We start from the raw sequence: 13521 nt of genomic DNA, 5'->3' as shown, positions 1-13521 counted from the left end.
AGGAACCTCCAACTTCTAGAATATTCATATATAAATTTATAACATATAACCAAATCTATTTCCATTATTATCAATTATACAACTAATAATTGATAAAGTTTTATACATAACAAAAGAGACCATCAAATTGACGGCCTTAAAATGTCATAACTATTATAGATATTAACAGGCTGTATTTTAACAAATTCACTATAAATACGTTTCTGTTCTTTATTTCTCGACTTAGCGCGATCGCTTCGTAACATTTCATTAATTGTACGCTTTCTTCGTCTAGGTATGCCGTGGTTAAGCGAATCAGCCGCTAGACCAAAAGCCGCCTTTAATGGAACTTCACTACCATTTCCCTTCCGCTGACGAGTACCTTCCTGCCTACGTTGTATTTGCGTATCACTTAAAATCGGATATTCATTGTTTCGTACTTTCATACGATCCGTATCGTGCAACTCTTCGTATAGCAACAAATCTGCTAGTCGTTCGAGTTGTTTCGGTTCAGGTCGTTCTCCTACCGTCCCCACATAAGCATCTGTGAGCGATTTAATTTCTTCCGCACGTACATCCCTATTACTAATCGCGTCAGAATCGCTTTCTCGGATACTAGTAATTAACGTATTTACGTACGTTTCAAACTGCGTTTTGTAATCACCGTTTATATCGAAGATGTATTTTGTATACTCCGTCTGCTCCATTAAGCGACCGCCTTCCTTTCCGCACTTACTATCGTCAATTTATAACCTTCATCTGACCAGGCCCATCGTTCAAACACTGCCGCTACCTTTTGCGCTAACAACCGCTTATACAAATTAACCGTCGGTGCCGTAATACCAAGCGAGATTGCCACGTCCCGCTGTTTCATATCCTCGAAATATACTAATCGCAAGACTTGACGCTGCCTATCCGTCAAGTCCGCTTGTGAGATTGCCGTCTCTAAATCTAGTAATACAATACTCGCGTCATAATCACCGTTGTATCTTCGCTCTTCCATGTATGGTAAGTGTCGTAATAATAAATCGACTGACCTCGGATTATCTAGCGCATAAGTATGTTCTAGCATTCTTTCATTAATTGTAAGGTCACGTTTAACGCTACCCATTTACTCACGCTCCTTTTCTATTCAAAACTATCAAACGTACATGGCTTCGCTTCTAAAATCTCTCGCAAGTGTTCATGCGCATTTTCAACCGTTACATCAATACCCGTAAACTCTTTTATTTCCTCACGTATCTCTTCCGGAATCATTTCGATCAGTACTTTTCCGTAACCAAGATTGTGTACCATTGCGCTGTATACCTTTGGGTAATACAACCGCATCCATTGCATATAGCCGTATTTCACCGGTATCGGGCACATCATGCACAACTTATCTCGTATTTCTACGAGGGTTGGACTATATCTTCGTCTCAGTGAGACGCTTTGCGCTTCGAGAGGAAGCCCATCTTCCTCTCTACTCCTTTCGGATAGTCTCTACACCTCTTCATTTCTCTTTTCTCTTTGGCAACTTCAATTCATTACGCCGTTTCCCTATCGTTTTGACATCGACTTGGTATTTACCAGCCATTTTCATGAGTGACATTCCGTCCATGTAATCCGTGATAAATTCCTCACTATTAAATGGCTTTTGAATACTAGGTCTTTCTTTTTTCATGCGAGTAGGTAATTTTAAGCGATTTCTTTCTCTAGTTACGGTCTTTACATCTACTTGGTATTTTTCAGCTATATCTTTTAAAGGCATCCCAGATAGATAGTCCTTAGTAAATAGTTCTGTATCGAGGATTGATTTATTATTTCTTCTCTGAACACCATGTTTCTCAAGTGTTCTTGTAATAGTTCTCCAACTAACTTCATATTCATTCGCGATCCTCAAGGACGATGCGCCTGATCGATACTTCGAAATTATTTCCTCTTCATCTATTTCATGAAGGTATTTCCCATCGCCACCAGGAGTGGAGTTGTAACCATTTTTAAAAGAATTAAACTTGGAAATATAATAAATTTCTCTTTCATCAATCTGTTCACTAGATATGTTTTCTTCTAAAATCTCCAAGTAAAAATTTTCAACCCCATATTTACGCATTGCGCTGTATATTTTATATTTTTTAGTCTTGTCTCGACTTCTTCTAATATGAGATTTCCATCTCTCCTCGATATCTGTTAGCGTCTGCCCTATATAAATTTTTTCGTTAATTAAATTTTTGATAATATAGATAGTCCCTACTCTCAAGTTTATACCTCCCTCTTATTAACTTATTGTACCAAAATAAGAGGCTATTATTGTAGTTGCAATAAGAGAAATGAATTTGGCACGGTATTGCCAGTAAGTTTCTACACAACCTACTACGGTTTCACCGTTAGCCCTCAATAGAGGACACCGCTGGGCTATAGCGTTCACAAAGTAATAATCTAACATGTTGCCACATTAGACGGCTGCTTTCCAACCAGTACGTGGAGTAAACATTTTAAATCCGATTTTCTCCAAGAAGATTGCCTGTCTTCTCGTCACCGTTTGCGTCTGCCTATCACGCAAACTATCGATATCTAAACCTACCGTTACGATCGCTAATTCATGCTCCACAATGATCTCACCATGATCGTCGGGATATTTCTGTACCAAATTCTTTCGGTATAAATCGTTATATGGGATATCTTCTTGTTCAACGTAATCCCATACGTCTTCTTCATTCCACCAAAGGATCGGTCGTGCTACTAACGACTTCCACTCAGCGATTGAATAGAAAAATTCACCATCACGTAATCCCGCTAAGAGTCGTTGCCGCGACTCATCAGCTCGTAATCCGTTTATAACCAAGTCCCACTTATGTTCTTTTATTGCTCGCTTCATTGGTTCGTGTTTTAATGTACCGCAACACTTTTCCGATAATGGCTGCCCGTTTCGACGGTCGCCCTTCCTTGCGGTGAAATAATCCGAAGATATTCCGCCGTTATCGTCGATTATTCTTTTCAGTGATTTCTTAGGTTTCGTAGTAATTAACCGTAAATTCCAATCGGTTGTTAATTGTTTCCCATATTTCCTCACTTCAGGAAATTCGTTAACTGTATCGTTCCAAATGACGCCTATATCAGAAGGATCACGTCCTAGCTCGGTTAACGCTTTTCGAACTAAGTAGATTGTTAGAACGGAATCTATTCCGAAGCTACACGATACAACTGGATTCTTCGCCCTACTTAACGTCATTTTTAGTAAATCAATCGTACGCCTTTCCTTTTCAGCTAAATCGGTGTGATCCGCTTTATCAGCTTCGAAATGTGCGTACCGTGTAGGCTTGTCCGCCCGTGTCCATTGCCACTTACCGTGATCGTTCTTAAAAGGTCGTACTTGTATGTCGTAAGAATTAACTACGCTCATTGAATCGCCTCCTATAAATGTATTTAAGGTGTTAACTTGCCCGTATATATTTATTAAGACTGACATAGAAATGCTTCTAGTTTTCTGTATTGTACTGTCTTTTAAAAAGGAATATTATGACTTATAATAGTTATTCAAGAACTACTGGGAGGGGTTTTCAAATGTATAAATTTTTACCCGTTGATCACCATGCTTGGAATTTAGATTGTCTCCTTAGATCCTTAGATATTCAAAATTCAAGATATCAATGGTCTCATATATGCAATTGGCTGCACATGGCTTCTAGTATAGAAAGTGTCACTTTAATAACAGAAAAATTCGATAGTAGTTTAGACTTTTGTTCATCTGCCCGAGCTTATGAAAAATCAAGAAGTGCCATGCTATCTCAGCTAGCAGTAAAATTAAGCACCTTCAACTTTATTTGGGGAGCTTTTGAATCACTAATCGAAACCTTAGAACCCCTAATTCCCGGTTGTAACATTAATAAATTCGGAAAAATAAATACTGCACGTTACATACTTAGAAAAACATCAGTTAAAACTATTAATGGATATAGGGCCTCCCTAGATATGTTACTTAACTTATACAATGCCACTGTACGTGATTGCGTAGATCATGCAAATATCAAGTTCAATGAAAAAGGAATATTTATCGTTTATAAGATACGTAATAAATTCGCACATGGAGCTTATGACCTTCCTCAGATTCCAAATGAACCTGAAGATCTTCAAGTGAGTGATATACCTTTAATTGATATTAGCTCTACTATAGTTTTACTAACTATGCAAATGCTCTTAAATTCATATTTTAAAAATCAAAATATCTATTTAACTGAACTGTTTCTCTTCAATGAATTCTATGATGAAGAATCAATTCCGTTAATCCCCTTACTAAGATCTATCCACCTGGAAGATTACGTTGAGATTATTATGCATTCATAGATTTTAAGTGTTACTCCGCAACATAAATTAAGTAAGTCTAACCCTCAGATTAATTTACATAGGGATAATTTTGGTATATGGGTAGATAATAATTCCCATATACTTAATCCCCTATTACAACATAGACTTTAGATCACCAAAAACACCTTCCATAATATCCCTATTACTAACCAGCTGCACTCCGATATCTCGCATAATCGTATCGAACTGATCGTACATATCGCCGATAGCCCCAACGTTATTAATCTCGTAATCTACCTCGAAAGTATCGATATGACTTTCCGTATCATGCACTAAATCAGCTTCAGTAAACACATCGCCCTCTTCTTTCGCCCTAGCAATACGTAAGTCATCCGATGCGTTTACTCGGATAATCACAAAACCTTCGTCCCGTAAACGGCTAAATTCATTCGGTTGTCTCACTCCGTTTACTAACACTTTCGGCTTATGGTTCACTTTGTTTAACGCATCTTCAAAGCAATATTTGTGTACTTTCCCCATCGTCATCTTCACCCAAATATCCGGATCAACCTCACGCAACCACTGACCGAACTTTTGATAGTAAGCGCGGGGTTTCGGGTCGCGTGGGATATGTGGAAACAGTCGATGGAACTCATCCTTCAACACCGCTGAGAAATCAAACTCTTTAAAGCCGAATAACATCCAGGCGTAATGAGATAACTCCGTTTTTCCGGAACGCGCTTTGCCCGTAATAGCGATTTTCTTAGCGTTACATAACATCATTAAAACGCCCCTTTTATTTGATAGAATCGGTCCAATTCCTCAGCAATAGTTTCGATAGATTTACTATCAGATACGTATAAATTTTCGATATTAATCACAATAGGTGCCGCAGGTCGTTGCTTTAACGATTCCTCTAGCACTGATACTTTTTCGTCAAGGTATACGATATCTTCACGTACTAAATCTAGCTGTTCGTCTAGTGCGTTAACACCACCGACAGCTTTCGATGCATCACTACGTGCAGACTCAGTCATTTGTGAGAACGTTAGTATATTTCGGTTGTTTTCTTCTGTTCGTTCTTCTAAGCGTGTTACTTTCGTTTTAAAGTCGTCCAGTATGTCAGATAAACGAGGTAAAAGATCAAGCGTTTCTTGTTCGATCAGTTCAACGATAACAAATTCGGTCGACCATAAAATATCCCCACCTGCATCAGGCTCTTGGATATACACATCTCCGTCGCTGTCGTGACTAAGTACAGTAAGTACGTCCCCGTCTTTGTAAGTTTTTGCACCATTCGGCGCACCATCTACTACTAAAATCTTGTCGCCGTGCTCTGGCTCTTTCGCTAACTCACGATATCTCTTTCCATCAACCACATAGATATTTCCGTCTTTACTTTCGATTTTAGCTACTTCTGCCATATTAACGCCCTCCTTCAAAAAATTCGTCTATCCATGATTCGACTTTCACGACTTCTTTTCGTAGATGCTCCGCTAACTCTGCGATTTCAGCTTGCGCCCCGTTTCCTTTTCTTCGTTTAGCATAGAAGTCTAGCAAACTGCGTAAATTCACCGTCATGACTAGATTCGTAGTTGCTGCGTTAGGTAATACTGATCGAGCATCTTCAGCTGGGATTCCCATACGTCGCAATGAATCGTAAGAGTCTTGAAACTCTCTCATGATATCTTTGAAGTGGCTCACGTGGTCTTCACCTTTGGCTTTAACACTTTCAGGGATTGCATAATCAAACCCACCTGACTTATCACCGCTACCAAAGCGTACGTATCTCTGCGACTGTACCGAAAAGCTAAATCCAGCTCGGTGCCGTGTGAGCTGCGCCAATAAAGCTCGGCTTACACCTTCGATAGCAAACGTGAATGTTATATGCTCCAACGTACTGAGGTGTTTGCTCGCCACGATATGACGCATTAAGCGATCAACTTCCGTACCTTTACCTCCGTCCGTTGCTTTATTGCCGAAGTATCGACCGCCTTCTTTAGCAACTATTTCTGACGGTTTGTTTGCAGAGTAGCACGTGCGAACAGCTGATAACGCTACGACTTGTCCGTCGGTTGCTCCCAATCTATCTAACTCGTTGCCTTCGATTTCAATAAATTCGTTGTAGACGTCAAAACTGTCGTAAAATTCATCGCTTAATTGCGTATGCGCTAGTAACTTAACGTTCACTCTTATCGACTCCTTCTTTTATAAATCAAATAAATAGATCATTAGATTCACCGTAAGTTTTACCGTATAATAACTCATAAGGAGGTTTTGTAAATGCAAAAAATAGCTGAACTTTTTCAAGAAAATGGCCTATTTATCTTAAGATTTGTTTTACCGATTATCATCTCTTTAGCTGCTTTCATTCTTTCTTTTATCGTATACAAGCAAAACAAAAAGAGATTAGATGTTACATTCGAACCAGACTTATTAAAAATAAACTCCATTTACACAGACAACATCTCTATAAAAATGGATAAAGGGTCTTATATCGCTTTTATTAAGGTCGTCAATCCCTCACCTTCCGATATAGGATATTTCGATTTAAGAGTTTTTGATGTTAATAAACCTACAGAAATGTTGGCAACCTACAATGAGTTAATTTTGCGAAGATCAGACTTAGATGCAACTTACTTTGAATATGAATCTATCTATGGAAAAGCAAATTTAAATGCCCCTAAGTCAAATTATGGAGTATTTAAGTCTAATAGTTTTACACGTTTAGATATTCCCTTTACATTAGACCGTGACACAAAAGAGGTTATTATTACTTTTAAGGTCGCTATTAAAGTTAGAAAAAATAACCCCTATGCATACGATAGAAAAAACTTTAAGTTTTACGCATCGAAATACATCATTAGTGAAGTAACACCGTCTTACGGTTCTCCAATTCTCTCTACCCCTTCCGAAAGTTGAAGGTCTTCTTTAAACCCGTAGTAATACGGGTTTTATTTTATGCCTCCATTTTCAAAATCAAATTCAAGTTGCTTCGGATATCCTGTATGATCTACGCCGTTAGCCCAATCGACACCTACTTCGTAACCTTCCTTCGTACTTGTTCCGTCCTGCCTTGCGTGATTCTCTCGATTCTTCTCTAAGTAAATACGATAAACATCTTCCGCTGATAAGCCACATAATAACGACAGACTAATCAAGAAATGCCACATGTCGATTATTTCTCCTTGTAATGCTTCCTTATCGATTGGTTTCTCGTTCTTCCACCACTTCCAATTTACTTCACGTCTGATTTCGTCGATCTCACTTTCCATTGCTAGCGTGATTCCTACGACCCATTCATCGAGTGACTTATCAATATTTCTTTCGGAGATGATTCGGGTATCTAAATCAGATTGTAATTCGAATAACTCATTTAACTTGTCTGTCATTGTACGTCCTCCTTTTGTTTACGTAAGAATTCTCCTATTAATCTAATATGTTGTTCAAATCGTCTTTTTGCGGATTTAATAGGGAATGGTCCGACTCCTTTTTGTGTGAGTAACGGAGAAAATACGAATCCCAGTCGATGTAGGATATATTTCATTTAACGGCCTCTACTTCATAGAAATTTCGATCTTTAGCGCTGTCATAATCTATAAAGTTTTCATTATATAAAAAGTTAATAAACTCGGAGTCTATTTCGCCGAACTCAAATATTTCAACGTGAATTCCTAACTCATCGTAATCATCCAATAGTGATTTCTTTCTAACGCCCTCCGTTACCATTTCCTCGTATACTTTTTGTGCATTATACATTTCCTCAAATGTTATTGCACCATAATCACCATCACCATGAACACTTAGTATAATCATTTTGCTTCCTCCTTTGAAATAATCCCTTTATCGAGTAAATACGCTAGTCCTATCGCACACGCATCACTTTCATCACTCGTCTTAAATTCGCCCCACTCAACGTACCATCTCACACCAGCCTCGACCTCTTCCTTTTCCGCTCGTCCCTTGCCAAGTAGTTTCTTTTTAACGGAAGCCTGTCCGATATTATCATCGACCTTCAAACCGAAATCATTTAACGCACGATCCACCGCATTCCAGGCGCTAAACACCGTATAGTTCGTATGTGGTATTTTACTAGCGAATCCCTCACGGACTATCAAATCATAGGGCGCGTACTTGCGTATAAATAAGTGCGCCCATGACTCGATTGTTTTCGTACGTAAAGCGATTGGTTCAGTCGATTTTGTTTTAACGTGTGATACGTCGATTAGTTTAGGCCTACCATTGATTACGTCAATAACTGCGATTCCGGGTGAGCCTAATGAGGTGTCTACCGAAAGAACTCGGTAGACTTTCCGCTTACTCATTGTCCTCATTGAGGTACTCTAATGGATTGAATCCGCTCCATTCAGTGCCGAGATGTTTCGATACTTCGGCGACCGCTTCAGGCGAAATATCAACTTTCGTAATATCACCTTCTTCAATTTCTCCGTAAACTTCGCTATGTTTACCTAGCACTTCACCAAAGTAGGCTTCCTTGCCAATTGCACTTGATACGTCCTCTTCCGATGCTACGAATAATCCTTCTAAATCTCCACTTCGACCACAATCCCAGTAAAATCTATAAAGATATTTTTTGTTTTCCATTAAATTCCCTCCCGTACTTTATCGATAAACTCTAACGCCCCAATAAACGGAGCTTTCTTCGTATCTGATAAACTCGAACGTTTCACTCGGTTCACTCTCATTTTAATTTCCTCGTACTCTTCCTCACTTAACGACTGCGCACATGCCGACTTATAATTGTTAAATGTCCAATGTTCGATATCTAATTTCGGAGGTTGTTTCGTATTAACTGCCGCTACGATACTAGCAAACTTGTCCAAAACTTCGTTACGCATATCGTCCGTTATCGCAACACCAAACGCTCTGAAATCCGGATACTTCGCGTAATCTTCTTCGTTCATATTCCATGCTTTCTTCGATGCGTTCATGTAAAGGACGATGTAATAATCCAAGTCGTACATTAACGAGTAGCATGTAACTTGTTTGACGTGGTCGGCGCCAGGTTCGCGCAGTGAATATTCGGAAGTTTTACTGTAGGTTGTCTGTTTCGATTTTATTTCGAGTCCGACGCGTGTAATTACGCCATGCTCATCGATGTATTCTAAAATGCCGTCACACGTACCGATTAAAGCGAATTGTTGGTCATTGTGTTCGATTACCTTACGAGTTTTAACAAAATCTTCAAACGCTGGATATCCGTCTTTCGTACGTTCGATTCTGAATCGTGGTTTCTCACTGGTGAACTTCTCGTAATGTCGTTCCGCTAGTAAAATATCACGTTGGATTGCATCTCCAATGTTAGTTCCGATAAATTGCCAGCGTCTTTGCCACGGTTTCACTTCGGCTTGATCACGTGGACTCCGTAACGCCTTTTCGTAAAGCTCTCTCGGACATGAGTTAGCCGAGGATGGTGAGAAATACGGTAGACTTCGATAGTCTAAGTAACTGCCTTTGCTTAATACTTTCGCATAGCTTTCGTGAAGCCAGACGTCTAAAGGCGTATCGTAAGGCTCCGTGTATGAATGCCATGTTTCGAGGAAATTACGGAATTCCTCTGCGATTTCATAAGCTAATATTTCTTTCGTATTCTGACGTAGTAATTGTGCTGCGTTTCTACTCAAATTACCGACTCCCTTCAAATATTGATTTCTAAAGTAATTAATCACCATATCCCATCCAATTATTTCCTTGTATAAAAAATAATCTGTAATGAATTCTAATAGTAGAAAGGCGGTGATTTCATGAATAGCTTTAACACTAGACCAAGTGATGACGGCTCTTATACAAAACCAAAAGGCCCAATCGATCCGATAGGTCCAATCGCACAAGAAGTTGCACGCGAGTTCGGCGTACATTTGGGGGCAGAAACAACATCTCGCGCTAATGGTTCAGTTGGTGGCGAAATTACCAAACGCTTAGTAGCAATCGGGCTTCAGAAGATGTCAGGATCAATTAGTCCTCAACCAGACCCATGGAAAGTTTTACATTAATACGTTTCTTACATAAAGCTACTTATCCCGACCACTCACCAATACATAACGGGATTTTAAGTAGCTTTATTTATTTAATCCTGATTTATTAAAACGATTGCCGGACCGTTAACCACAATACCTCCGACCTCTATCTTTTCGTAAGGCTCAACATGGACGGTAATTACACCTTGTCGTCGTTCTAATTCCTCGCTTAGTTCTTTCGTTGGTACTTCGAATAGATTCATTTAGTCACCCCACTATCTAATTCGACATCCTCCAACGACGTCCAATACTCCTCACCATCCGAATCACATACTCGAACATCTACACCGTGATTTCCTTCACGAGCATCTATTACTTTGAAAGTTCTTATAATTACGCCAGTATCACCGATTAAATCTTCTCGTTTCTTAACTCGTTCACTCATTCCGTTTCCTCCTTAGGTTTACAATTTTCGAAATCCCAATCTGCCGCCGAATACTCGTTCATCCACTCCGGTTCGATTACCGTGTCGCATTCTAGCGGAGTTTCTAGAATAACCGTATTCGTCATAATGTCGTCATACAACGCAATAACTTCAGGTGTTAATTGATCGTTTGGAATCGAATGTTTCATTTCATCGTGTAACGTTAGGTTGAATTCCCAACCTTTCGCAAGAGTACATTCGTAATAACTACGAATCATACAGAACTGTAATACGTTAGCACCCGAACCTTGAATCGTATGGTTGAACGCTTGACGCTCGGCTTTACCTGTCGCTTTGATTAGCTCCCAAAACTCCGAACGTTCTTCCCACTTTAACTTTCGTGATTTCTCACCTAGTTTCGGGTCGTTTTTATCTGAAATGCGCACTTTACGCATGAGTTGGTTTAGTCTTTTCCATTGCTCTTTGTATTTCGGGAATCTACGTTTCTGTCCCCATAATGTAGCGACCCATCCATGTTGGCGAAGATGTTCAAACGTCGCTTCTACCATCTTTTTAAATCCAGGTAATACTTCATTGAATTTTTTATACGCTGTTGCTGCGTGTTCTTCTGTAATTCCGTATACTTGAACGGACTTATAAAACTGTTCGAAAGCCTGACCGTAACCTTCCGCTAAGAATAATTGCTTCATTAATTTCCGGAATGGCGGTACGGCCTTATCAGTACCTTTTACTTTTTTGTAATACGATTCCACGCAATGTTCTTTTGGAACATCGAACAGCAACGACGCGAATTCCACGTAAGGGTCAAGCCCTTTGCGGAACATAATCGCAAATATCTCATCACCGAATTCTGTAGCCATGCGATGCGCTTGTAATCGTGGTTCAATCGAAGATAAATCCGAACCAGCAAACGTATATCCCTTTCGAGGAACAAACGTCTTACGTACTCGCAATCCTTCTTCCGAGCGTGACGGGATGTTCTGTAAATTCGTTCCTTTTTCAACTTGCTCATTACAATCTATTAATCGTTGAAGAATATCTAAAAAGTTACTATCCGTAACTGAACCGGTATAAACATCATTTGGCTTTCCTTTGTAACCACTCGAGCCATAACGACCGGTCGATACCGTTCTAAGTTGCGTATGAATCCGTCCGTCAACATCTAATGCTTTCGGCATCTTCTCAACGTAAGTACCCAGTAGCTTACTGTATTTCGAAAAATACGCTAGTGGTTTAAGCGACTCTTCTTCTTTGAAATAACGTTCTAACACATCATTCGAAACAGCCCGTACTTTCTTCTTATCCTTTACGATTTCTTTCGTACGATCCTTAATACCTAAATGGTCGTATATTAAATAAGCTAAATGATCGTTACTTGATAAATTAAATTCATGTATATAATCCGGTGCGTTCTGCGGAATCGCCTCGGGAAGAGCCTCGGTTTGATACTTATGAATACGAGTCTTTAATTGTTGATACTTCTTAGTCGCTGGATTGGCTGTTTCAATTTCCGCCTGGCACTTCGTTAACATATCTTTTTGTTTTTCAATACGTTTCTTTTGCGCCTCAATCCACTTGTTAATCTGCTCACCTTTAATCGCAAGCGACATCTTATATAGAAAATCATCGTCAATCTCATACGTTTCAAATAACTTACGTTGTGCCTCACCATGAGCTTCACCGTACTCAACTTCCAACTTCGAAAGCTCTTTTAAGTTTAATTCGAAACCGGTACGAACAATCTCTACGTTTACTTCAGGTAAGTATTGACGGATTTCAAAATACGCTTTCGCTAAATCATCCGTCGCTACTAAATTATCAATTTGCCATTTCGTTAATAACCAACCTTTATGAACGTCCTTGATGGCGTATATCCCAACAGTTTCAGCGTCGTATGGTAACGGCGACCCATTTCCGAATAAATCTTCGAAAGTGAAATCGTCCATTTCTAACGCATATCCACCAATTGCTTTTTTGTACTTCGTGAATAGCGGTTTTAAACCGTATGTTTCTTCGTGATCATATAAGATGAATTGTGCGTCCATTGAGTCGAATCGTACGCCTGCTGGTTTAAACCCATCGTTACATAGTAAGTTCAAATCGTACTCTGCGTTATGAAACGATTTGATGTGCGCTGCGTCTTCTATAAACGGCTTAACTACTTCTAACGCTACTGAACGTTTACATTGCTGCTTTTCATTTACATGGCCATAAGCTACGTAATAACCTTCGTTTAATAACGGAAGCCAAAACGAATAACCTCCCGTTAAATCAATCATCTTATCTAAGCCGGAAGTCTCCGTATCCCACACCGTCAATGACAGCGCCGAAGGGATTGTAATACCTCGTTCGCTTAGCTTTCTAAGAATCAACGTATTGTCGAATAGTTTGAATGCCTGTTGAAACCATTCGTTACTACGTTGCAATTCGGTTTCTTTATATAAACGCGAAATCATTTCGCCTAGTTTCGTTTCATCGGTAATAATGTGATAATTACTAGGTTTGTTAACAAGCGTTTGTTGGATACGCTGCTTTCGCAACGCATCCTCACGCTCTTTCTGTACAATACGTCCCATATCTAGGACTTCTTTTTTTGTCAAACGTTTCTCCGATAACCTGCCTATCGTACCGGAAGAAAATGCTTCATATGCCAGTTTAAATAATACGGATTCTTTTTCGTCATTCTCACACATCTGCCAAACGCGTTTGAATGCGTCTTCCATCGTTTCGGTCGCCTTTGCCTTTCGCTCGACCGCTTTTGCCACTCGTTCTTTGGTTTCTTCGGTGTTTTTAACACCCGGTATTTTTAAGTTTAACGTTAATTTCGGCGTCATA

20 protein-coding genes are annotated in these 13521 nt (G+C 39.5%); 3 read left to right on the top strand and 17 right to left on the bottom strand.

What is annotated here, in order from left to right:
• Positions 1 to 122 precede the first annotated feature (122 nt).
• The 5 genes from GBN78_RS08415 to GBN78_RS08395 all read right to left on the bottom strand — a co-directional run bounded on the left by GBN78_RS08415 (position 123) and on the right by GBN78_RS08395 (position 3361).
• On the bottom strand, positions 123 to 686 hold the full coding sequence (locus GBN78_RS08415) for a hypothetical protein (protein ID WP_152127212.1): 564 nt from the start codon (positions 684 to 686) through the stop codon (positions 123 to 125).
• Positions 686 to 1090: a sigma factor-like helix-turn-helix DNA-binding protein gene (locus GBN78_RS08410; RefSeq protein WP_152127210.1), complete on the bottom strand. Its 405-nt coding sequence runs from the start codon at positions 1088 to 1090 to the stop codon at positions 686 to 688. The genes GBN78_RS08415 and GBN78_RS08410 overlap by 1 nt, the downstream gene beginning before the upstream one ends.
• A gap of 17 nt (positions 1091 to 1107) precedes the next feature.
• Entirely contained in the window at positions 1108 to 1350 is a 243-nt protein-coding gene (locus GBN78_RS08405; RefSeq protein ID WP_226798474.1) for a hypothetical protein, read from the bottom strand.
• Between the two features lie 121 nt (positions 1351 to 1471).
• Complete coding sequence (locus tag GBN78_RS08400; RefSeq protein WP_193224727.1) at positions 1472 to 2218, bottom strand: GIY-YIG nuclease family protein; 747 nt, start codon at positions 2216 to 2218, stop codon at positions 1472 to 1474.
• A 195-nt stretch (positions 2219 to 2413) separates the two neighbouring features.
• Positions 2414 to 3361 (bottom strand): phosphoadenosine phosphosulfate reductase family protein, encoded by a 948-nt coding sequence (locus tag GBN78_RS08395; RefSeq protein ID WP_226798473.1) that lies wholly within the window; start codon positions 3359 to 3361, stop codon positions 2414 to 2416.
• Between the two features lie 161 nt (positions 3362 to 3522).
• On the opposite strand from GBN78_RS08395, the gene GBN78_RS08390 reads away from it, so the two are divergent.
• The gene (locus GBN78_RS08390) at positions 3523 to 4302 is read left to right on the top strand and encodes a hypothetical protein (protein WP_152127206.1); all 780 of its coding nucleotides are present in this window, start codon (positions 3523 to 3525) and stop codon (positions 4300 to 4302) included.
• A 114-nt stretch (positions 4303 to 4416) separates the two neighbouring features.
• On the opposite strand, the gene GBN78_RS30605 is transcribed toward GBN78_RS08390, so the two are convergent.
• The 3 genes from GBN78_RS30605 to thyX form a co-directional block, all read right to left on the bottom strand.
• Complete coding sequence (locus tag GBN78_RS30605; RefSeq protein ID WP_226798472.1) at positions 4417 to 4803, bottom strand: hypothetical protein; 387 nt, start codon at positions 4801 to 4803, stop codon at positions 4417 to 4419.
• Positions 4804 to 5045: 242 nt separating this feature from the next.
• Entirely contained in the window at positions 5046 to 5687 is a 642-nt protein-coding gene (locus tag GBN78_RS08380; protein WP_152127202.1) for a hypothetical protein, read from the bottom strand.
• A gap of 1 nt (position 5688) precedes the next feature.
• Positions 5689 to 6453, bottom strand: a complete 765-nt coding sequence (thyX, locus tag GBN78_RS08375) for an FAD-dependent thymidylate synthase (RefSeq protein ID WP_152127200.1) — start codon at positions 6451 to 6453, stop codon at positions 5689 to 5691.
• Between the two features lie 93 nt (positions 6454 to 6546).
• Between thyX and GBN78_RS08370 the strand changes: the two genes are divergently transcribed.
• Positions 6547 to 7185 carry a hypothetical protein gene (locus GBN78_RS08370; protein ID WP_098886888.1) on the top strand — a complete coding sequence of 213 codons (639 nt, stop codon included), beginning with the start codon at positions 6547 to 6549 and terminating at the stop codon, positions 7183 to 7185.
• 32 nt (positions 7186 to 7217) lie between these two features.
• Here GBN78_RS08370 and GBN78_RS08365 read toward each other — a convergent pair whose 3' ends face one another.
• The 6 genes from GBN78_RS08365 to GBN78_RS08345 are packed head-to-tail and all read right to left on the bottom strand — an operon-like array spanning position 7218 to position 9908.
• Positions 7218 to 7655 carry a dUTPase gene (locus tag GBN78_RS08365; RefSeq protein ID WP_152127198.1) on the bottom strand — a complete coding sequence of 146 codons (438 nt, stop codon included), beginning with the start codon at positions 7653 to 7655 and terminating at the stop codon, positions 7218 to 7220.
• The gene (locus GBN78_RS30135) at positions 7652 to 7810 is read right to left on the bottom strand and encodes a hypothetical protein (RefSeq protein WP_193224726.1); all 159 of its coding nucleotides are present in this window, start codon (positions 7808 to 7810) and stop codon (positions 7652 to 7654) included. Before GBN78_RS30135 ends, GBN78_RS08365 begins: the two co-directional genes overlap by 4 nt.
• Complete coding sequence (locus GBN78_RS08360; RefSeq protein ID WP_152127197.1) at positions 7807 to 8079, bottom strand: hypothetical protein; 273 nt, start codon at positions 8077 to 8079, stop codon at positions 7807 to 7809. Before GBN78_RS08360 ends, GBN78_RS30135 begins: the two co-directional genes overlap by 4 nt.
• Positions 8076 to 8588 carry a crossover junction endodeoxyribonuclease RuvC gene (locus tag GBN78_RS08355; RefSeq protein WP_152127195.1) on the bottom strand — a complete coding sequence of 171 codons (513 nt, stop codon included), beginning with the start codon at positions 8586 to 8588 and terminating at the stop codon, positions 8076 to 8078. Before GBN78_RS08355 ends, GBN78_RS08360 begins: the two co-directional genes overlap by 4 nt.
• On the bottom strand, positions 8581 to 8868 hold the full coding sequence (locus tag GBN78_RS08350; RefSeq protein WP_152127192.1) for a hypothetical protein: 288 nt from the start codon (positions 8866 to 8868) through the stop codon (positions 8581 to 8583). The genes GBN78_RS08355 and GBN78_RS08350 overlap by 8 nt, the downstream gene beginning before the upstream one ends.
• A complete protein-coding gene (locus GBN78_RS08345; RefSeq protein WP_152127190.1) occupies positions 8868 to 9908 on the bottom strand; it encodes a hypothetical protein in 1041 nt (346 codons plus the stop codon). The genes GBN78_RS08350 and GBN78_RS08345 overlap by 1 nt, the downstream gene beginning before the upstream one ends.
• 120 nt (positions 9909 to 10028) lie before the next feature.
• Here GBN78_RS08345 and GBN78_RS08340 point away from each other — a divergent pair, with 120 nt between their 5' ends.
• Positions 10029 to 10277 carry an alpha/beta-type small acid-soluble spore protein gene (locus tag GBN78_RS08340; RefSeq protein WP_086389064.1) on the top strand — a complete coding sequence of 83 codons (249 nt, stop codon included), beginning with the start codon at positions 10029 to 10031 and terminating at the stop codon, positions 10275 to 10277.
• Positions 10278 to 10351: 74 nt separating this feature from the next.
• Here the strand turns inward: GBN78_RS08340 and GBN78_RS08335 are convergent, their stop codons facing one another.
• The 3 genes from GBN78_RS08335 to GBN78_RS08325 are packed head-to-tail and all read right to left on the bottom strand — an operon-like array spanning position 10352 to position 13520.
• Positions 10352 to 10504 (bottom strand): BC1881 family protein, encoded by a 153-nt coding sequence (locus GBN78_RS08335; protein ID WP_016123180.1) that lies wholly within the window; start codon positions 10502 to 10504, stop codon positions 10352 to 10354.
• Positions 10501 to 10686 (bottom strand): hypothetical protein, encoded by a 186-nt coding sequence (locus tag GBN78_RS08330; protein ID WP_152127188.1) that lies wholly within the window; start codon positions 10684 to 10686, stop codon positions 10501 to 10503. The genes GBN78_RS08335 and GBN78_RS08330 overlap by 4 nt, the downstream gene beginning before the upstream one ends.
• A complete protein-coding gene (locus GBN78_RS08325; RefSeq protein WP_152127186.1) occupies positions 10683 to 13520 on the bottom strand; it encodes a DNA polymerase in 2838 nt (945 codons plus the stop codon). The genes GBN78_RS08330 and GBN78_RS08325 overlap by 4 nt, the downstream gene beginning before the upstream one ends.
• Position 13521 lies beyond the last annotated feature (1 nt).

The sequence above is a fragment of the Bacillus sp. B2-WWTP-C-10-Post-4 genome, assembly GCF_009183805.1.
In the GTDB taxonomy this organism is placed as follows: Bacteria; Bacillota; Bacilli; order Bacillales; family Bacillaceae_G; genus Bacillus_A; species Bacillus_A cereus.
This window is presented reverse-complemented; position numbering and strand designations above follow the sequence as displayed.

What these genes read in the sequence shown, in the direction of transcription:
- GBN78_RS08330 (WP_152127188.1), bottom strand. Translation starts at nt 10,686, where the DNA reads ATGAGTGAACGAGTTAAGAAACGAGAAGATTTAATCGGTGATACTGGC.
- GBN78_RS08380 (WP_152127202.1), bottom strand. Translation starts at nt 5,687, where the DNA reads ATGGCAGAAGTAGCTAAAATCGAAAGTAAAGACGGAAATATCTATGTG.
- GBN78_RS08405 (WP_226798474.1), bottom strand. Translation starts at nt 1,350, where the DNA reads ATGATGTGCCCGATACCGGTGAAATACGGCTATATGCAATGGATGCGG.
- GBN78_RS08350 (WP_152127192.1), bottom strand. Translation starts at nt 8,868, where the DNA reads ATGGAAAACAAAAAATATCTTTATAGATTTTACTGGGATTGTGGTCGA.
- GBN78_RS08365 (WP_152127198.1), bottom strand. Translation starts at nt 7,655, where the DNA reads ATGACAGACAAGTTAAATGAGTTATTCGAATTACAATCTGATTTAGAT.
- GBN78_RS08395 (WP_226798473.1), bottom strand. Translation starts at nt 3,361, where the DNA reads ATGAGCGTAGTTAATTCTTACGACATACAAGTACGACCTTTTAAGAAC.
- GBN78_RS08340 (WP_086389064.1), top strand. Translation starts at nt 10,029, where the DNA reads ATGAATAGCTTTAACACTAGACCAAGTGATGACGGCTCTTATACAAAA.
- GBN78_RS08370 (WP_098886888.1), top strand. Translation starts at nt 6,547, where the DNA reads ATGCAAAAAATAGCTGAACTTTTTCAAGAAAATGGCCTATTTATCTTA.
- GBN78_RS08390 (WP_152127206.1), top strand. Translation starts at nt 3,523, where the DNA reads ATGTATAAATTTTTACCCGTTGATCACCATGCTTGGAATTTAGATTGT.
- GBN78_RS30135 (WP_193224726.1), bottom strand. Translation starts at nt 7,810, where the DNA reads ATGAAATATATCCTACATCGACTGGGATTCGTATTTTCTCCGTTACTC.
- GBN78_RS08335 (WP_016123180.1), bottom strand. Translation starts at nt 10,504, where the DNA reads ATGAATCTATTCGAAGTACCAACGAAAGAACTAAGCGAGGAATTAGAA.
- GBN78_RS08410 (WP_152127210.1), bottom strand. Translation starts at nt 1,090, where the DNA reads ATGGGTAGCGTTAAACGTGACCTTACAATTAATGAAAGAATGCTAGAA.
- GBN78_RS30605 (WP_226798472.1), bottom strand. Translation starts at nt 4,803, where the DNA reads ATGGGGAAAGTACACAAATATTGCTTTGAAGATGCGTTAAACAAAGTG.
- GBN78_RS08325 (WP_152127186.1), bottom strand. Translation starts at nt 13,520, where the DNA reads ATGACGCCGAAATTAACGTTAAACTTAAAAATACCGGGTGTTAAAAAC.
- GBN78_RS08355 (WP_152127195.1), bottom strand. Translation starts at nt 8,588, where the DNA reads ATGAGTAAGCGGAAAGTCTACCGAGTTCTTTCGGTAGACACCTCATTA.
- GBN78_RS08415 (WP_152127212.1), bottom strand. Translation starts at nt 686, where the DNA reads ATGGAGCAGACGGAGTATACAAAATACATCTTCGATATAAACGGTGAT.
- GBN78_RS08360 (WP_152127197.1), bottom strand. Translation starts at nt 8,079, where the DNA reads ATGATTATACTAAGTGTTCATGGTGATGGTGATTATGGTGCAATAACA.